Below are 17,982 nucleotides of genomic sequence, written 5' to 3'. Positions count from 1 at the left end.
CCGCTGCGGCGGTGCGGGCCGGCGCGGAACCCTCCACGGGTTCCCCCGCCCGCACTTCCCGCACTTCACTTCCCTATCCTCACCCCATGGACGCCTCCCTCACCCGGATCGACGCCGCCGCTCTGACCGCCCACCGCGAGGAACTCGCCGAGCTCCTCCTCGCCGTCGTGCGCGCCGGCGCTTCCCTCGGCTTCCTCGCCGACCTCGACCACGCGGCGGCCGCCGCCTGGTGGGAGTCCCTGCTCCCCGACGTCGAGGACGGCTCCCTCGCCCTGTGGGTGTCCACGGGGCCGGACGGCAGGGTCGACGGCACCATCAGCTGGAGCCGGGAATCCAAGCCCAACGGCCGCCACCGCGCCGAGGTGCGCAAACTCATGGTCCACCCCGCGGCCCGCGGCCGCGGCACCGGCCGCGCCCTCCTCGCCGAAGCGGAGGCGGCCGCCGCCCGCGCCGGGGTGGTGCTCCTGTTCCTGGACACCGAGAGCGGCAGCGCGGCCGAGCGGGTGTACCGGGCCGCGGGCTGGACGGAGGCGGGCTCCATCCCCGACTACGCCGCCGACCCGGCGGGCGGCCTCGTGGCGACCACCCTCTACTACAAGCACACCAGGCACTAGCGACTCCTCGGTGACCTCGCCCGCCGCGCCGCGTTAGACCCGTAGCCACCGGCCACCGAGCGAGGGAGACCGTATGTACGCAGCACCCGCCGCAGCACCACTCAACCGCCGCGCGGTCCTCCGTACGGCCTTCACCGCGGCCGTGTTCGCCGGCACCGCCGCGGCCCTGGCCCCCGTACTGCGCGCCCGCAGGCCCCGGCAGACCCTCACGCCGGCGCCGCTCGCCGAGGAGACGTACCGCGGCCGGCACATCGCGGTGGACCTCGCCGGCGTCCGCATCGACGGACGCCCCCTGCACGTCATGCGCCGCGCCGACGGCAGCTACCTCAGCGGGATCAACCACTTCCAGTCATACGGCACCCCGCTCGAGCTCGCCCGGGCCGCGGTCGACGAACTGGGCACCAACCAGCTGGCCTTCGGGGCGGCCCACCACGGCGGACAGGAGTAGCGGGCCTTGTACACCCGGCAGAACCAGAAGAGCCTGACCAGCGCGCAGAAGAAGCGGTTCACGGCGGCCGTGCTGGAGCTCAAGCGGAACGGCACCTACGACTCCCTGGTGCGCACCCACGACAAGTACTTCGTCCCCGACCGCGACCGCAAACTGCGCGTCGGCCACATGTCGCCGTCCTTCTTCCCCTGGCACCGGCGCTACCTGCTGGAGTTCGAGCGTCAGCTGCGCGGCGTCGACCCCGGCGTCAGCATCCCGTACTGGGACTGGACCACCGACAACAGCCCGGCCTCCTCCCTGTGGGCCGACGACTTCCTCGGGGGGACCGGCCGCGCGAGCGACCGCCAGGTGATGACCGGCCCGTTCGCCTACGGGAAGGGGAACTGGACGGTGACCGTCGGCATCACGGAGGCCCGCTTCCTCACCCGCAACCTGGGCCGGCCGCAGAACCCGATCAGCCTGCCGACCCGGGCCGAGCTCCAATGGGCGATCGACGACCCGGTGTACGACTCCTCGCCCTGGGACTCGACGGCCGCCCGCGGAGGCTTCCGCAACAAGCTGGAGGGCTGGGCCGCGCCGAAGAGCGAGAAGTGGCGCAACCACAACAAGGTCCACCAGTGGATCGGCGGCCACATGACGGGCGGCACCGCGCCCAACGACCCGGCCTTCTGGCTGCACCACGCCTTCGTGGACCTGCTCTGGGACCGCTGGCAGCGCAGGCACCCGAACTCCGGCTACCTGCCCGCCGCCCCGCTCGCGCGCGGCGACCTCCAGCGGGGCCGGGTGATCGCCCTCGACGAGCCGATGCCGCCGTGGGACGTCACCCCGCGCCAGATGCTCGGCCACCAGGACTCCTACCGCTACGAGTGACGGCGGCCCCGGTGGAGGCCGGGGCCGGCCGCGCACCGGTGTTCCGGCGCACCGGGACACGGGGAAGGGCCCCCGCCGGATGGCGGGGGCCCTTCGTGGCACCGGGCGATCAGCCGCCGTAGTTGCCCTCGGTGTGGTGGCCGCCGCCGCCCGACGCGTTGACGCAGGTGTTGCCGAACGCCGGGTTGAGCAGGCCGATCACGTTGACGGTGTTGCCGCAGACGTTGACCGGGACGTGAACCGGAACCTGGAGCAGGTTGCCCGACAGGACGCCGGGGGAGCCGACAGCCGCACCGTGCGCTCCGGCATCGGCAGCCGCAAGGCCCGCACCGGCGGCCAGGGCGCTACCGGCGGCAGCGGTGATGACGAATGCCTTCGCGATACGCGACATCAAGATCTCCTCGTGAGAAATGGGGTTGCCGCAGAAACAGAAGTTGCGGCGTTTGACATGGCATACAACGCGGCGGCCGCCCAAGGGTCACGGCCGCTGCGCCTACCTGGTGATCCCGAACCGGGCGGAGGCGAAGTACGGCCGCACCGGCATGACGGCTCCCGGCGGCAGCACCTCCACCGGGGAGCCCGCGCAGCCCGCCTCCCGGTAGAGCGCGACCGTGCCGCCGGTCCTGTTCGTCACCGCCCGCCCGCCGCCGCCCTTCGCGTCCAGGCAGCCCTTGGGGGCGGTGAAGCCGTGCGGCTGGTCGTCCGTGCCCAGATACTGGAACCCGGGCCCCACGGCCGACGGGCTACCGACGGCGGCGCTCGGGCCGTCGGCGGCGTGCGCGCCGCCGACGGACACCGAGGCGGCCGTGGCCGCCAGCAGCAGGACCGGGACGGATCCGGCCCGCAGGAGGCTCCGGACGGTGTGGGGGAGAGGGAGGGATCGCATGCACGGTCCAACCGGGCCCGCCCCGAACCGGGTCACGCCTTGTCACCCGCCGTGCGCCTGTGCGAGCGTGCGACCGGACGGGGCGCGGAACCCCGGATTCAGCGGCTCCCCCCGAGCGCCGGGATGCCGACCGCCGGCCCGCCCCCCGGACCCCCGGGCCCGCGCAACTCGGAACCGGGACGCCAGAACCCGGGACGCCAGGACCCACGAGGCCGGGACTCACGAGGCCAGGACCCAGGAGGACACGATGGCCGCAGCGGCGAGCCAGGCCCAGGACGGGGTCCGCCCCCGGGCCCGCACGGCGCACGGCGTCGTCGAGGGCCGGACCGGCCCCGGCGGGATCGCCGTCTTCCGCGGCATCCCCTACGCCGCCCCGCCCGTCGGCGCACGCCGTTTCGCCGCGCCCGTACCCCCCGAGCCGTGGGACGGCGTGCGGGACGCGGGTGCCTACGGCCCCACCGCGCCCAAGGTGCCCTACGCCGACCTGTTCGCGGCCCTGCTCTGCGACCCGGAGATCCCCGGGGACGACTGCCTCAACCTCAACGTGTGGACCCCCGACCCCGGGCGCGGGGACGCCTCCGGGACCCGGCTGCCGGTCATGGTCTGGATCCACGGCGGGGCGCTCACCCGCGGCTCCGCCGCCGTCCCCGTCTACGACGGCTCCGCCTTCGCGCGCGACGGCGTGGTGCTCGTCTCCGTCAACTACCGCCTGGGCGTCCTCGGCTACGGGCTCTTCCCCGACGCCCCCGCCAACCGCGGCCTGCTCGACCAGATCGCCGCCCTGACCTGGGTGCGCGAGAACATCGCGGCCTTCGGCGGCGATCCCGGGCGGGTGACCGTCTTCGGCGAGTCCGCCGGGGCCATCAGCGTCGGCGCCCTCCTCGCCGCACCCCCGGCCGCCGGGCTCTTCCAGCAGGCCGTCCTGCAGAGCGGCCCTCCCGAGGTGATGGCGCGCGAGCGCGTCCGCGCCGTGGCCCGGCGGATGGGCTCGCTGCTGAAGGTCCCCGCCACCGCCGAGGCCTTCACCGCCACCGCCCTGCCCGACCTGCTCGCCGCGCAGGCGGCCGTACTGCGCCGGTCCTCGCCGCTGGTCGGAGGCCCGGCCTTCGGCCTGGTCAGCGACCCGGACACGCTGCCGGTGGACCCGCTCGAAGCGGCGGCCGGCACCGCGGTACCGCTGCTGCTGGGATGGACCGCCGAGGAGCACCGGCTCTGGCTGGCCCCGACCGGCGGGATGCGGCTGCTCGACCGGCTGGGCCCGCTCGCCGTGACCCTGGGCCGGATCCGCGGCGGCAAGGACCGCGGGGCCGTACGGACACTGCGCGCCGAGCGGCCCGGTGCGGGCCCGGCCGACCTCGCCGGGCACCTGCTCACCGACCGGCTGCTGCGCGACCCGCTGCGCGCGCTCGCCGGGGCGCCGGGGCGCGGCGCGCCGAGCTTCCTGTACGAGTTCGCGTGGCCGTCCGGGCTCCCGGGCCTCGGGTCCTGCCACGCGTTGGAGCTGGGCTTCGTCTTCGACACCCTGGACGTCCCGGAGGCGTCCTGGCTGGCCGGGCCGGACGCTCCGCAGGCCCTGGCCGATGAGATGCACGGGGCGTGGGTGCGCTTCGCGGTGGACGGCGACCCGGGCTGGGAGCCCTGGAACGGTGAAGGCCCGCCGAAGGTCTTCGGCGGGCCGGAGCCGGTGCGAACGCGGCTGCTTACTCCACGGGTCCTTCCATGACCTTGCTGATGAACTGGATCGGCCCCTCGCCCATGTTGGGCACGTAGGTCTTGGCGTTGTGCTGGCCGCCCTGGATGACCTTCAGCTCCGTGTGGACCGGCCCCTTGCCGTAGGTGGCGATGAACTTCTCCACGTTCGGCAGGGTGTTCTTGTTGGACTCGTTGGTGCCGACCTGGAAGGCCAGGTAGACGTCCGGGCCCTTCTTGTCGATCAGCTGCTTGGCGAGCACCTCGGGGTTGTTCTCCGCCTTCTCCTTGTCGTGGCCCTTCCACAGCGAGGAGTCGGGCACGATGTCGGGGCCGGAGCAGATCGCGGCCTTGAACTTGTCCGGGTGCTTCAGCACGGACTTCAGGCCGGCGAAGCCGCCGGTGGAGGAGCCCATGTAGGCCCAGCCGTCGCGGGACTTGACCGTGCGGAAGTTCGCCCGCATCAGGTCCGGGACGTCGTCGGTCAGCCAGGTGCCCATCTTGGGCTGGTCCGGGATGTCGGAGCCGTCCCAGTAGACGCCCTTGTCGTCCGGACCCGGGTTCAGCACCGGCATGGCCAGGATGAAGGGCTTGCTCTTGCCCTCGCCGTACCACTTGGCGATGCTGGTCTGCAGGCCCAGGTCGGTGCCCATCCAGTAGTTGCTGGGATAACCGGCGCCGCCCGGGAGCGCGATCATGACCGGGAAGCCGCTCTTGGCGAACTTCGGGTCGTTGTACTCCTTGGGAGCCCAGACCCAGACCTTGCCCTTGAAGCCGGACTTCTTGCCGTCCAGCGTGGTGACGGCGACGTGCGTGCCGTCGGGCAGGGTCATCGAGTTCTTGAAGACGGCCGTCGGGTCCGTGGGCATCGACATCTTCGAGTTCGCCGGCGGTTTCGCGGTGCCCCCGCTCCCGCCGCCGGTGGAGCCGGCCGGCGGCTTCCCGAAGGAGACGGCCTGGCCCTTGTCGGTGAAGGGCGGTATCTCGTAGTGGTTCAACACGAGCGCCGCGACACCCGCCAGGGCGAGCACGGAGGCCCCCGCTATCACCCACCGCCGGACCCGCGAGGGACGCCGCCGCTGCTCTTCGGGCCACTCGGGCGCGCCGTAGGACTGCGGCCCGCCGTAGTACTGCGGCGCGCCGTGGGACTGCGCCTCACCGTAGTGGGGCTGCTGCCCCTGCGGCGGGTACGGAGGGTACGGCTGCTGCTGTCCGTCGGGTGAGTGCGACATGTGCGGTTGCTCTCCGGGTGTGGTGCTGACCCCGTTGGGGCGGGGTGGGACTGCGTTCGATCGAAAGAGGAGCCTACGTGCTCGCGGGTTCCGGATTTTTCCGTCTCTTGGGGTTCCGCTGGGAAGGTCATTGCCCGGAGCGGAAACGGTCCCCGGAGTTCCCGTTCTGTTCGCCGAGTACCTCTGGCCTCCGCACATGCCGCTCGGTACGGTACCTCCGCGCCGCCCCCAGACCCCCCACGCCCGGAGGTAACCGCCGTGTTCCGCACGCCAGTTCCACGGTCCCGCCGCACGACCGCCCTCGCCGCCGCCTTCGGTGTCACCGCCGTCGGCGCCGCGCTGTGGGCGGGCATCGGCGCCGCTCAGCCCGCGCACGCGGCCGGCCTGCCCGCACCCGACCACATAGTCGTCGTGGTCTTCGAGAACCACGCCTACAGCCAGGTCATCGGCAGCTCCAGCGCCCCGTACATCAACTCGCTCAAGGCCGGGGGCGCGAGCCTCACCAAGTCCTACGGCATCACGCACCCGAGCCAGCCCAACTACCTGCAGCTCTTCTCGGGCTCCCACCAGGGCGTGACGGGCGACAGCTGCTACACGCCGGGCTTCAGCTCCGCGCCCAACCTGGCCTCCGAGCTGATCGCCGCCGGCGAGACCTGGGCCAGCTACAACGAGACCCTGCCCAGCCAGGGCTCCACCACCTGCTCCAGCGGAAAGTACGCCCGCAAGCACAACCCCTGGTTCGCGTTCTCCAACGTGCCGACCAGCACGGCGAAGACCATGACCCAGTTCCCGGCGGACTTCGCCACCCTGCCCAAAACGTCGTTCGTCGTCCCGAACCTGTGCAACGACATGCACGACTGCTCGGTGGGCACCGGCGACACCTGGCTGAAGAACAACCTCAAGGCCTACGCGGACTGGGCCAAGACCCACAACAGCCTCCTCGTCGTCACCTTCGACGAGGACAACCGGCTCGCCGGCAACAAGATCCCGACCGTGTTCTACGGCCAGCCCGTCACCGCCGGCAGCACGTCGAGCACCACCTACAACCACTACGACGTGCTGCGCACCCTCGAAGGCCTCTCCGGTCTGACCACCCACGCGGGCAACGCGGCCACCGCCAAGGACATCACCGGGATCTGGGCCTCCTGAGCGTTCCCGCCGCCGGCGGGGTGCTCACGGCGACGCCGGCCGGGGCCGCCGTGCTCCGTCCGGTGGCGGCCCGAGGCCCCGCCCGGGACGCCCGCGCCGCCTGAACCCGACCGCAGATCCCGAAAGGCCCCCCATGCCCCTCCAGCGCAGGATCCTGATCCTCGTCTCCGCCGTCGTCCTGCTCGCCGCGATCGGAGCGCTCGCCGTCGTACGGGCCTCCTCCCGCGCCGGGGAGAAGGACGAGGCCCAGCCCGGCGGACCGGAGGTCACCGAGGGCGGGATATCCCTCGCCCCGGGCGACGGAGGCCGCCGGATCGTCTTCCGGAACATGGCCTGGGGGCCGCACCGCGACGAGCTGGCCACCGCGGCGGCCGACGCGCCCGAAGGCCCCCGTACCGCGTCCGGGGTCAGCTGCCTGCGCTTCCACTCCGCCGCCGGCACCGGGATCTGCCTCCAGGCCGACAAGGGCGGGGTACAGGACGGCTACAGGGCCGTCGTCCTCGACGCGGGCCTGAAGGAGGTGGCCGGCCGCCCGCTGGCCGGCATCCCGACCCGGGCCAGGGTCTCGCCCGGCGGGCACCTGGCCGCCTGGACGGTCTTCGTGGGCGGGGACTCCTACGCGGGGACGAACTTCTCGACGCGGACCTCGCTGCTCGACCTGCGCACCGGGACGTACGACGCCTCGCTGGAGGACTTCGCGATCACCAAGGACGGCAAGGCGTACCGCGACGCCGACGTCAATTTCTGGGGGGTCACCTTCACGGCCGACGAGCGGGGCTTCTACGCCACCCTCGCGACCGGGGGCCGGACCTACCTGGTCCGCGGCGACCTCGCGGCACGCACGGTGACCAAGCTGCGCGAGAACCTGGAGTGCCCGTCCCTGTCGCCCGACGGGACCCGGCTGGTGTTCAAGAAGCGGGTGCCCGGCCTGTCGGCGGACGCGCCGTGGCGGCTGTACGTGCTGGACCTCGCCTCGATGGCGGAGGCCCCGCTCGCGGAGGAGCGCAGTGTCGACGACCAGGTGGTGTGGACGGACGACAAGACCGTCGTCTACTCGCTGCCCGGGGACTTCGGCGCCGACCTCTACTCCCTGCCCGCCGACGGCGGCGGCGCCCCGGCCCGGCTGATGACGTCGGCCCTCGCCCCCGCCTTCCTCGGCTGACACCGGGAAGAGGGGGCGGGGACCGCCCGCCGACCGAGCAGAAGGACCGTTACGCCGAGATGAGCGTCTTGCGGCGCCGCTTGCGCTGCGCCGCCGCCGACAGCCTGAGCTCGATGACCGACCGCACGGTCGGCCACTCCTCGTCGAGGACCGAGTAGAAGGCCGTACTGCGGACCGCGCCGTCGAGCCCGCGCGAGTGGGCCCGGCGGACCCCTTCGCTGGTGAACCCGAGCCGCTCCATGGCGGCGCGGGAGCGGCCGTTGCGGGCGTCCGCGCGCAGCGAGATGCGCCGCACGCCCCAGGTCTCGAAGGCATGGCGGAGCATGAGCAGCTTCGCCTCGGTATTGATGCCGGTGCCCTGGGCGGCCGGGGACAGCCAGGTATTGCCGATCTCGGCGGCATCGGGGATCGCCGTCGCCGGATCACCGAACGGGACCCCCGGCACGGCGGGCCACACGAGGGGCCCCTGCCAGTAGTCCAGTTCCAGGAACCGGGTCGAACCGACCACCCGGCCGTCGGTGGCTCTGACCACCGCGAACGGGAGCGATCGACCCGCCGCCTGATCGGCGAGGGCGCGGTCGATGTACTCGTGGGACGCCTGCACGCCGTGGGGTACGGGGGTGAAGGCGTAAGTCGTACGATCCTCGGCCCCGGCCATGGCCAAGGCCTCGGTGTGGTGGGGGGCGAGGGGCTCGAGCCGCACGGAGCGGCCGGCGAGGAGTACGGGTACGGGCACGGAGCCTTCGGTCCTTCTGGGCGGTGGGGTGGTTGCACAGTCTGCGTCCCTGACGTCGCCCCCCGTGCAAAACACGGGTGAAAGGCAACGGGCTGTCAGGTGAACGCGAGTGGCTCAATGTAGCCCCTTAGAGTCCTCTCATGAAGCCCCCAATCGGCAATGGCGTGACACTCTTTTTCGAGGACCTGGGTCCCCACGACGGAGCCCCCGTAATCCTGATCCACGGACATCCGTTCAACCGCACGATGTGGGCCCCCCAGACGGCCGCCCTGACCGCGGCCGGTTACCGTGTGATTACCCCTGACCTGCGCGGATACGGCCAGAGCCCGGTGCTGCCGGGCAAGACCCTGCTCGCCGACTTCGCCGATGACCTGGCCGCTCTGCTCGACCGCCTGGGCATCGAACAGGCGGTCGTCGGCGGTGTGTCCATGGGCGGTCAGATCGCCATGGAGATGCGACTGCGCCACCCGGGTCTGGTACGGGCCCTCGTCCTCTCCGACACCTCCGCGCCGCCGGAGACGCCGGACGGCAAAACCTTCCGCCGAGAGCTCGCCGAGCGGCTCCTGCGCGAGGGCATGAAGCCCTACACCGACGAGGTCATCGACAAGATGCTCGCGCCGTACAACGTGACCGGGATGCCCGAGGCCGCGGCCAAGGTGACCGCGATGATGTACGCGACCGATCCGCGGGGCGCGGCCGCCGCGCTGCGCGGGCGGGCCGAGCGGCCCGACTACGCCCCGGTGCTCGCGGCGCTGCCGGCCGAGGTGCCCTGCCTGATCGTGGTCGGCCGGGACGACGTGTACACGCCGGTCGACGAGGCGCGGTCCCTGCACGCGCTGGCCGCCCACTCGGTGCTCACCGTCGTGGAGCGCGCCGGGCACCTGCCGGGCGTGGAGCAGCCGGAGGCCTTCAACCGGGCCCTGCTGGACTTCCTCGGGACCCTCTGACCGGCGCCGGACGGCCCGCGCCGTGCCCGGCCCGGATTCCCCGAACCGGCGGCGGACCCGCGCGGGCCGCCGTACGGTCGGGGACGTCGGCCAAGGCACCCGCCGCGTCCCTCGGCGCGGCCCGAGGAAGGACTGACGCCGAGCAGGACGGCCTCGACCTGTCCGACGTCGAGGCCGCGGCCTTCACGCAGACGGCCCAGGTCTGGGGTCACTCGCCCGCCTGAGATCATCGGGCGATGGACTGCTTCACGACGGCCCCCGCGGGCGCGCCCGGCGACGGACCCGGAGCCTGAGGTGGACGACGTACTGCGGCGGCTGCGCTCCGTCGGACCGTTCTTCACCGTGGCCTGCGGGAAGGAGCCGCCCGGGCCCGGCTTCCGGCCGCTCGACGAACTGTACGGGGACCGGCTCGGGCCCTACGTGGACGAGGTGGGTCGGCGGATCGGCATCGGGCCGGGGCGGGTGGCCGCTTCGACCGCGCAGTTCGGGATCGTCTCGAGGCTCTGGTCGGTCGCGCTCGGCTGCGCCGTCCTCTCCGGCCGGGTGCCGGACCTCGGGCCCGGCCGCGTGTGGTGGCGGATGCCCGACGGGGGATCGCTGGAGCTGTGGCTGCCCGAGCCCGCCGAGCTGCCGGGGCGGGAGCCGGCGCGCGCCCTGGCCGACAGCGTGCTCGTCAGCACCGCGGTACTGGACGCGGCGCTGCGCGAGCGGTTCGGCGTGTCGCCGCTGGTGCTGAGCGGGAACACCGCCTCCGGGCTCGTCGGCGCCGTCCGGGTGCTCACCGACCGGGTGCCGGGGGAGGAGGCGGCCGCCCTCGCGGCGGTGCTGCTCGCCGACGGCGGGCCGCTCGGCGCGGCCGGCACCTTCCTCCACGAACCCGGCCTCGGGGTGGCCTTCGTACGCCGCAGCTGCTGCCTGTACTACAAGGTGCCGGGCGGCGGCCTCTGCGGGGACTGCGTGCTGCGCACGAGGTAGCCGCGGGGGCACTGCCGAAACGGACCGGGGCCACCGGGGAGCGCTCGCACTGCTCCCCGATGGCCCCGCGGCCGTACCGCGTACCGCACCGCTGGTGGAACGGACCGACTAGAAGGTCAGGTTCCAGGCGTCGATCTTGCCGGTGTCCTGGCTGGCGTTGTCGTTCACGCGGAGCTTCCAGGTGCCGTTCGCGACCTCGGAGGAGGCGTTGACGGTGAAGGTCTGGATGATGTTGTCCGTGCCTCCGCCGGCCCGGTTGCTCAGGGTGTAGACCGTGCCGTCCGGGGCGACGAGGTCGACCTTGATGTCACCGATGTAGGTGTGCTTGATGTCCACGCCGACCTTGAGGGTGGCCGGCGCGTTGCCGGTCACTCCGCTGACGGTGATGGGGCTCTCCACCGTGGCGTTGTCGTTGATCGCGAAGTCGCCGGGGTTCTCGAAGTACTTCCCGGGCGGCGGGGTGGCCCCGACCGCCTTCAGGGCGTCGACCTGGCCCTCGCCGAAGAACCCGTTGTTGGCCGTGGTGCCGGTGCAGCGGCTGTCCGACGGGCAGGCGGTGTCGTTGGCCTGGGTGGCCAGCTTGTCGCGGATCTGCGCCGGGGTGATGCCCGGGTTGGCACTGGCGATGAGCGCCGCGACGCCCGCGACGTGCGGGGCGGCCATCGAGGTGCCGCTCTTGGTGCTGTACCCGCCGCCGGGTGCGGTGGAGTAGACGTTGCTGCCCGGCGCCGCGACGTCGATGACGCCCTGGCCGAAGTTGGAGAACGAGGCCTTGGTGACACCGGTGCCGTTGGCCGCGACCGTGACCACGCCCGGGAGCTCGGTCGGGATGTCGAGGCAGGCGTTGGTGATGGTGCGGGTGGTCGGGGTCGAGTCGTTGGGGCTCGACGAGTCCGTGGTCTTGTGGGCGAGGTCGTAGTTCTCGTTGCCCGCCGCGGCGACCTGGAGCGAGCCCTTGCTCTCCGCGTACGCCTGGGCGCGCAGGACGCCCTCGATGATGGCGGCCTGGTCGATGTTGTCCGGGCAGTTGAACATCCACGGGTCCGTGTAATAGCTGTTGTTGGTGACCTTGAACCCGTGGTCACCGGACCAGACGAAGGCGCAGATGGTGTTCTCGGCGAAGAAGAACGAGTTGCCGGGCTCGGCCACGCGGACCGAGGAGATCTTCACGCCCGGGGCCACGCCCACGACGCCCTTGCCGTTCTTGGCGGCGGCCACGGTGCCCGCCACGTGGGTGCCGTGGGTGTCCACGTCACGCCACGCGCCGGCCCGGGTGTCCGGCTTGCCGTAGGCGCAGGAGGCGGAGTCGGCGGCGTTGAAGTTCGGCGCCAGGTCCTGGTGCTGGTCGTCCACACCGGTGTCCAGGATGCCGACCTTGACGGTGGGCGAGCCGGCGTTCACGGCCCAGGCCTGGTCGGCCTTGATCTGGCTCATGTCGGCGCGTACGGGCTCGCCCGCGGCGGTCGACGACTGTGCCGGGTTGGCGGGCAGCGCCGGGTTGTAGGCGTCGGCCGGAACGTCCGACGTGCGCGTCGCGCCCACCTTCTGGACACCGCTGACCCCGCGCATGGTGGTGGCGAAGGTCGAGGACGTCGAGTGGGCGACGATCACGCCGATGGAGTCGAAGTACGAGAAGACCGTGCCGCCGTTGGCGGCGACGGCGGAGCGGACGGCCGAGCTGTCACCGGCGGCGGTGATGACCAGGTAGGCGCGGGTGCCGGCAGCCCAGGTCGCACTCTGGGAAGTCGGCGCCGCGGCCGGAGCCTTGGCGGGTGCGGCGGAGGCCGGGGTTCCGGCCGGGGAGACGGGCGCGGTGCCGGCGAGCGCTGCCGGGGCACCGAAGGCGAGCGTGGCGCCGAGGGCGGCGGCCAGCACGAGCGTACGTCGAGGTCGGCTGGATATGTGGGGTATCAATGCGTCCTCCGAAGACGGCCCGGCGGTGCGGATGGCACGTACCGGGCCGTACGAAACGAGTGGTGGACGCAAGATGTCAGACGGCTGCCCCGATATGGAAGTACCTTTTACCGCACGACGCTTGATCGTTGCTTGGCTGGAAATCGACGGTGGAACGAGGTGTCGGGACCGGCCGGTCTGGGCACCGTGGGGGCGAGCCCTGTCCGGCCGGTCCCTCCGGCGCACCCGCTAGACGGCCGCGCCGTCCTTGACGCCGACCGGCTGCGGCGGGACCTCGGCGCTCGGCCCGTGGCCGTCGTCGGTGAGCGTGGTCTCGTCGAACGGCAGTCGGCCCGCGAGGACTTCGGTGGCCCGGGCCCGGTCGAACTCCTTCGTCCACGTCCCGATCAGGACGGTCGCGATCGCGTTGCCCGCGAAGTTCGTGAGCGCCCGCGCCTCGCTCATGAACCGGTCGATGCCCACGATCAGGCCGACCCCGTCGACCAGTTCGGGCCGGTGCGACTGGAGCCCGCCCGCGAGGGTGGCCAGGCCCGCGCCCGTCACCCCGGCCGCGCCCTTCGAGGCCACGATCATGAACAGCAGCAGGGAGATCTGCTCGCCCAGTGCGAGGGGTTTGCCCATCGCCTCCGCGACGAAGAGCGAGGACATCGTCAGGTAGATCGCGGTCCCGTCCAGGTTGAAGGAGTAGCCCGTCGGGACGGTGATGCCGACCACCGGCCGCGACACCCCGACGTGCTCCATCTTCGCGATGAGCCGGGGCAGCGCCGACTCGGAGGAGGAGGTGGACAGGATCAGCAGGAACTCGCGGCCCAGGTAGCGCAGCAGCGAGAAGACGCTGATTCCCGTACACACCCTGAGCAGGGTGCCGAGCACCACGAACACGAAGAGCAGGCACGTCGTGTAGAAGCCGATCATGATCACCGCCAGGGATTTCAGCGCGTCCATGCCGGTGGCTCCGACGACGGCCGCGATCGCGCCGAACGCGCCCACCGGCGCCGCCCACATGATCATCGCGAGCACCCGGAACACCAGCTTCTGCACGTGCCCGATCCCGCGCAGTACCGGCTCGCCCGCCGCGCCCATCGCCTGCAGCGCGAACCCGCACAGCAGCGCGACCAGCAGCGTCTGCAGGACCTCGCCGCCGGTGAGGGCCGAGACCAGCGTGGTCGGGATGATCCCCAGCAGGAACTCCGGGGTGCTCTTCGCGCCGCCGGCCTTGGCCTGCGCCTCGCCCGCGTGCCGGGCCGCCTCGGTCAGGTGCAGCCCGCTGCCCGGATCCAGCAGGTTGCCGACCAGCAGTCCGATGGCCAGCGCCACCGTGGACATCACCATGAAGTAGCCGAGCGCCAGCCCGCCCACCGCGCCGACCTTTGCGGCCTTGCGCACCGACCCGATGCCCAGCACGATCGTGCAGAAGATCACCGGCGAGATCATCATCTTGATGAGGCTGACGAAGCCCGTGCCCAGCGGCTTGAGCTCCACGGCCGTGCCGGGGGCGGCGAAGCCGACGGCGATGCCGAGCAGCACCGCGCCGATCACGGCGATGTACAGATAGTGCGTCTTGTCGCGTCTGGCGGACACGCTGCCTCCTGGTGGTGCACGTTGCCTCCAGGTGGTGAAGGCGTCCCGGGAGACCATCGCCCGCCGCTGTGACCCCGGTCACCCTTGCGTTCATTGAGTTCACGCCCGGGTGCACACTGAGCGCCATGTTCCGCTTTCCCCGGCCGCCGCGCAGCCTCGCCGGCCAGCTCTTCGCCATGCAGGTCGTGCTGGTCGCCGTGGTCGTCGCCGGATGCGCCGTCTTCGCGTACGCGACCGCCCGAGGCCAGGCGGAGGAGGCCGCCCGGCGCCAGGCCGGAGCGGTGGCCCGCGCGGTCGCGGACTCGCCCTCCGTGCGCGAGGCGGTACGGGGGGCCGGGCTCGCGGGCCAGGAGCCCGGCGGGCCCTCCGGGGCCCTGCAGCCCTACGCGGAGCGGGTCCGCGTCGACGCGGGCGTGGACTTCGTGACGATCATGGCTCCGGACGGGCGGCGCTGGACCCATCCGGACCCGCAGCGCATCGGTGAGCCCTTCCTCGGCAACACCGCCCCCGCCCTGCGCGGCGAGACCTTCGGCGAGACCTACACCGGCACGCTCGGCCCCTCCATCCGGGTGGTCACCCCGGTCGTGGACGACGGCCGGGTCATCGGCATGGTCGCCGCCGGCATCACGGTCCGCGCGGTCAGCGCCCGCCTCGCCGCGCAGCTCTCCGCCCTCGCCTGGGTGGCCGGCGGGGCGCTGGCCCTCGGCGGCCTGGGCACGTACGTCGTCAACGCCCGGCTGCGCCGCCACACCCACGGTATGAACTCCGACGAGCTGAGCCGGATGTACGACTACCACCAGGCTGCCCTGCACGGGGTCCGCGAAGGGCTCCTGCTGCTCGACGGACAGCGCAGGATCACCCTCGTGAACGACGCGGGCCGCGAACTCCTCGGCCTGCACGGGGAGATCACGGGGACGGGCGTGACCGATCTCGGTCTGCCCGCGCCGCTCACCGGGGCACTGCTCGCCGACCGGCCCGGGGTTGACGAGGTGCACCTGACGGCAGACCGCGTGCTCGTGCTCAACAGCGCACCCGTCGCCGGCGGCGGGCGCCGCGGCACCGTGGTCACCCTGCGCGACCACACCGAACTGCAGGGTCTGGCAGGGGAGCTGGACCACGAACGCGGATTCACCCAGGCGCTTCGCGCACAGGCCCACGAGGCGGCCAACCGGCTGCACACCGTGGTGTCCCTCATCGAACTGGGCCGCACCGATGAGGCGGTGGACTTCGCGACCGCCGAACTGCGCCTCGCGCAGGCCCTCACCGACGAGGTGGTGACCTCGGTCGGGGAGCCGGTGCTCGTGGCCCTGCTGCTGGGGAAGGCCGCCCAGGCCCACGAGCGGGGCGTCGAGCTGGTCGTCACCCCGGACAGCGCCGCCATCTGCGCCGGGCCCGGATCCCCGCCCGCCCGGGACCTCGTCACCGTCCTCGGGAACCTCGTCGACAACGCGGTGGACGCCCTCACCGGCGTCCCCGGCGCCCGCGTCGCCGTCACCGTCCGCCCGGACGGCCCGGACGGGCCCGGCGGGCGGGGCCTGCTGCTCCGGGTCGCCGACAACGGCCCCGGACTCCCCGAGGGGGCGGACGTGTTCCGGCGCGGCTGGTCCGGCAAGGGGGAGGGGCGCGGAATCGGCCTGGCCCTCGTCCGACAGGTGGCGCACCGCCACGGCGGGACCGCGGACGCCGACCGACTGCCGGACGGCGGCGCGCGGTTCACCGTGAGGCTTCCCGCACGGGGACAGGAGCTTCGGTGAGCGCGCCCGAGGTGCGGGTCCTCGTGGTCGAGGACGATCACGTCGCCGCCGACGCGCACGCGCTGTACGTCGGGCGGGTGCCGGGCTTCACCGCCGTCGCGGCCGTCCATTCCCTGGCCGAGGCGACCCGGGTCCTGGAGCGGACCCGGATCGACCTGCTGCTGCTCGACCTCACCCTGCCCGACGGCCACGGGCTGCGCTTCGCGCGCGGCCTGCGGGCCGCCGGCCACCCCGCCGACGTGATCGTGGTGACCTCGGCGAGGGACCTGGGAGTGGTCCGCGAGAGCGTCTCGCTCGGGGTCGTGCAGTACGTACTGAAGCCCTTCGCCTTCCCGACCCTGCGCGAACGGCTCCTGCGCTACGCCGAGTTCCGTGCGACGGCGGCGGGCGAGGCGGCCGGCCAGGACGACGTGGACCGGGCCATGGCCGCCCTGCGCGCGCCCGGCCCGGCCGAACTCCCCAAGGGGATCGGCGCGCCGACCCTGGAGCGGGTCGCCGCGCTGCTGCGGGCGGCCCCCGAGGGGCTGACCGCGGCCGGGGCGGCCGAGGCGGCCGGGATCTCCCGGATCACCGCCCGTCGCTACCTGGAGCACCTGGTGGACACCGGCCGCGCGGCCCGTTCCCCCCGGTACGGCCAGGTCGGCCGCCCCGAACTGCACTACCGCTGGCTGGCGGCGGCCCCGGCCGGCGCCGGGGCCGGCTCGGTGTCGAAGGTGTAGAACGCGCGGTGGTCCAGCATGTCGGCCGGCGTCACGTCGTTCCAGGGCCGCATGGTGTCGTGCAGGTCCACGACGTTCGGGGTGCCGGCGGCGGGCAGGTAGGGGGACTGCGGGTGCAGTGCCTGCCACTCGGCCCACAGCTTGTCGATGAAGGCGTGGTGCATCCAGAACACCGGGTCGTTGGGGGAGACCCCGGTGGCCATCTGGCCGCCCACCCACACGTGCACGCGGTTGTGCAGGTTGGCCCCGCGCCAGCCCTCCAAGTGGTTGCGGAACCCGGCGGAGGAGCTGTTCCAGGGTGCGGCGTCGTACACCGGCATCGCGAGGACGGAGTCCACCTCGGCCCTGGTGGGCAGCTGGGCGACGCCCGTGCCGAGCGCGCGCCGCAGGTAGGAGCGCCCGTCCACGCGGACGGCTATCTCCCACTTGCCCGTCGCGTAGGCGAACGGCCCGTCGAGCACCTGCCCGTCACGGGCCCGGCCGGTGCCGCCGAGGAAGTCGGCGGCCCAGAGCGAGGAGCGGGCGGTCCGGTCCGCCGTCCAGTCCCAGTAGGGCAGGGCCACAGCCGGATCCACCGCTTGCAGAGCAGCCTCGAACTCCAGCAGAAACCGGCGGTGCCAGGGCAGGAAGGAGGGGGAGCGGTGGCCGACCCGGTCGCCCGAATCGGTGTCGCCCATGATGAAGCCGTTGTGGGTGGTGACGAAGCGGTCGTAGCGGCCGGTGCGCTTGAGCTCGAGGAGCGCGTTGGTGAAGGCCCGCTTCTCCTCCGGGGTGAGCGATGCCTGGTTCTTGCGGATCGTCATCACATGCCGCCCATCGGGACGAGGGCGGAGCCCTGGAGTTCGCGCACGGCGGCGCGGGCGAGCGAGAGGGTGTCCGAGTACGTCTCGTAGTGGTTGACCACGCTGATCCAGGTGCCGTCGGCGTTGCGCATCACGTGCAGCTCGCGGCCGTCTATGAGGACGGTCGGCATGCCGGTGGAGTGGTGGCCGCCGTGGTGGCCGCCACCGCCTGAGGCGGGGGTTATGCGGATGCGGCGGCCCTGGTAGACCTCGTCGACCGTTCCCGCGGGGTGGGCGGGTGCGGCGGTGCGGGGGCCGGTGACGGCCGCGTGCGCGGTGGCGCCGGCGAGGCCGAGGGCGGTGAGTGCGCCGGCAGTGGTGCCTAAGGCCTGACGGCGGGTGATCTTGTTCATGGCCCGAGAGGTATCAGGGCGCGGGGAACCGAGGGCCGCTATCCGGACATGCGCGGATAAGTTGCCGATCGAACTAGTTGGATGATCTTCCCGTCCGGACCGGCTTCAGTG

Annotated in this window: 18 protein-coding genes; 10 read left to right on the top strand and 8 right to left on the bottom strand. The window is 72.7% G+C overall.

From position 1 onward, the window contains the following. Nucleotides 1–86: 86 nt before the first annotated feature. The 3 genes from ACFWBY_RS04985 to ACFWBY_RS04975 all read left to right on the top strand — a co-directional run bounded on the left by ACFWBY_RS04985 (nt 87) and on the right by ACFWBY_RS04975 (nt 1,932). On the top strand, nt 87–614 hold the full coding sequence (locus ACFWBY_RS04985) for a GNAT family N-acetyltransferase (RefSeq protein ID WP_385330124.1): 528 nt from the start codon (nt 87–89) through the stop codon (nt 612–614). A 73-nt stretch (nt 615–687) separates the two neighbouring features. Further along, entirely contained in the window at nt 688–1,062 is a 375-nt protein-coding gene (locus ACFWBY_RS04980; RefSeq protein ID WP_385330121.1) for a tyrosinase family oxidase copper chaperone, read from the top strand. 6 nt (nt 1,063–1,068) lie between these two features. Beyond that, complete coding sequence (locus tag ACFWBY_RS04975; protein ID WP_385330119.1) at nt 1,069–1,932, top strand: tyrosinase family protein; 864 nt, start codon at nt 1,069–1,071, stop codon at nt 1,930–1,932. 109 nt (nt 1,933–2,041) lie between these two features. On the opposite strand, the gene ACFWBY_RS04970 is transcribed toward ACFWBY_RS04975, so the two are convergent. Next, nucleotides 2,042–2,323 carry a chaplin gene (locus ACFWBY_RS04970; protein WP_385330116.1) on the bottom strand — a complete coding sequence of 94 codons (282 nt, stop codon included), beginning with the start codon at nt 2,321–2,323 and terminating at the stop codon, nt 2,042–2,044. Between the two features lie 102 nt (nt 2,324–2,425). Next, the gene (locus tag ACFWBY_RS04965) at nt 2,426–2,818 is read right to left on the bottom strand and encodes a hypothetical protein (RefSeq protein ID WP_385330114.1); all 393 of its coding nucleotides are present in this window, start codon (nt 2,816–2,818) and stop codon (nt 2,426–2,428) included. A 247-nt stretch (nt 2,819–3,065) separates the two neighbouring features. On the opposite strand from ACFWBY_RS04965, the gene ACFWBY_RS04960 reads away from it, so the two are divergent. Next, nucleotides 3,066–4,541: a carboxylesterase/lipase family protein gene (locus ACFWBY_RS04960; RefSeq protein WP_385330112.1), complete on the top strand. Its 1,476-nt coding sequence runs from the start codon at nt 3,066–3,068 to the stop codon at nt 4,539–4,541. Here the strand turns inward: ACFWBY_RS04960 and ACFWBY_RS04955 are convergent. After that, complete coding sequence (locus ACFWBY_RS04955) at nt 4,519–5,739, bottom strand: alpha/beta hydrolase (RefSeq protein ID WP_385330110.1); 1,221 nt, start codon at nt 5,737–5,739, stop codon at nt 4,519–4,521. The genes ACFWBY_RS04960 and ACFWBY_RS04955 overlap by 23 nt on opposite strands. A 258-nt stretch (nt 5,740–5,997) precedes the next feature. Here ACFWBY_RS04955 and ACFWBY_RS04950 point away from each other — a divergent pair, with 258 nt between their 5' ends. Further along, nucleotides 5,998–6,888 (top strand): alkaline phosphatase family protein, encoded by an 891-nt coding sequence (locus ACFWBY_RS04950; protein WP_385330108.1) that lies wholly within the window; start codon nt 5,998–6,000, stop codon nt 6,886–6,888. Between the two features lie 133 nt (nt 6,889–7,021). Next, on the top strand, nt 7,022–8,050 hold the full coding sequence (locus tag ACFWBY_RS04945) for a TolB family protein (RefSeq protein ID WP_385330105.1): 1,029 nt from the start codon (nt 7,022–7,024) through the stop codon (nt 8,048–8,050). Nucleotides 8,051–8,099: 49 nt separating this feature from the next. On the opposite strand, the gene ACFWBY_RS04940 is transcribed toward ACFWBY_RS04945, so the two are convergent. Continuing rightward, the gene (locus tag ACFWBY_RS04940; RefSeq protein WP_385330103.1) at nt 8,100–8,786 is read right to left on the bottom strand and encodes a GNAT family N-acetyltransferase; all 687 of its coding nucleotides are present in this window, start codon (nt 8,784–8,786) and stop codon (nt 8,100–8,102) included. 140 nt (nt 8,787–8,926) lie between these two features. Between ACFWBY_RS04940 and ACFWBY_RS04935 the strand changes: the two genes are divergently transcribed. Together ACFWBY_RS04935 and ACFWBY_RS04930 are read left to right on the top strand one after the other, a co-directional pair. Further along, nucleotides 8,927–9,733, top strand: coding sequence for an alpha/beta fold hydrolase (locus tag ACFWBY_RS04935; protein ID WP_385330099.1), 807 nt, complete (start codon nt 8,927–8,929; stop codon nt 9,731–9,733). Between the two features lie 294 nt (nt 9,734–10,027). Beyond that, a complete protein-coding gene (locus tag ACFWBY_RS04930) occupies nt 10,028–10,708 on the top strand; it encodes a (2Fe-2S)-binding protein (protein WP_385330096.1) in 681 nt (226 codons plus the stop codon). A gap of 108 nt (nt 10,709–10,816) precedes the next feature. Here ACFWBY_RS04930 and ACFWBY_RS04925 read toward each other — a convergent pair whose 3' ends face one another. Next, entirely contained in the window at nt 10,817–12,583 is a 1,767-nt protein-coding gene (locus ACFWBY_RS04925) for a S8 family serine peptidase (RefSeq protein ID WP_385330094.1), read from the bottom strand. A gap of 267 nt (nt 12,584–12,850) precedes the next feature. Further along, on the bottom strand, nt 12,851–14,260 hold the full coding sequence (locus ACFWBY_RS04920) for a cation:dicarboxylate symporter family transporter (protein WP_385330091.1): 1,410 nt from the start codon (nt 14,258–14,260) through the stop codon (nt 12,851–12,853). Nucleotides 14,261–14,328: 68 nt separating this feature from the next. Between ACFWBY_RS04920 and ACFWBY_RS04915 the strand changes: the two genes are divergently transcribed. Continuing rightward, nucleotides 14,329–15,957, top strand: coding sequence for an ATP-binding protein (locus tag ACFWBY_RS04915; protein WP_385330089.1), 1,629 nt, complete (start codon nt 14,329–14,331; stop codon nt 15,955–15,957). After that, a complete protein-coding gene (locus ACFWBY_RS04910; protein ID WP_385330086.1) occupies nt 15,954–16,676 on the top strand; it encodes a response regulator in 723 nt (240 codons plus the stop codon). The genes ACFWBY_RS04915 and ACFWBY_RS04910 overlap by 4 nt, the downstream gene beginning before the upstream one ends. Here the strand turns inward: ACFWBY_RS04910 and ACFWBY_RS04905 are convergent. Further along, the gene (locus tag ACFWBY_RS04905; RefSeq protein ID WP_385330083.1) at nt 16,616–17,479 is read right to left on the bottom strand and encodes a tyrosinase family protein; all 864 of its coding nucleotides are present in this window, start codon (nt 17,477–17,479) and stop codon (nt 16,616–16,618) included. The genes ACFWBY_RS04910 and ACFWBY_RS04905 overlap by 61 nt on opposite strands. Then, nucleotides 17,479–17,871, bottom strand: coding sequence for a tyrosinase cofactor (locus tag ACFWBY_RS04900; RefSeq protein WP_385330081.1), 393 nt, complete (start codon nt 17,869–17,871; stop codon nt 17,479–17,481). The genes ACFWBY_RS04905 and ACFWBY_RS04900 overlap by 1 nt, the downstream gene beginning before the upstream one ends. Nucleotides 17,872–17,982: the final 111 nt, after the last annotated feature.

Source organism: Streptomyces sp. NPDC060049, from assembly GCF_042736715.1.
Taxonomy (GTDB): domain Bacteria; phylum Actinomycetota; class Actinomycetes; order Streptomycetales; family Streptomycetaceae; genus Streptomyces.
The sequence above is the reverse complement of the archived record's forward strand: the minus strand, read 5'-3'. Positions and strand labels throughout refer to the sequence as shown.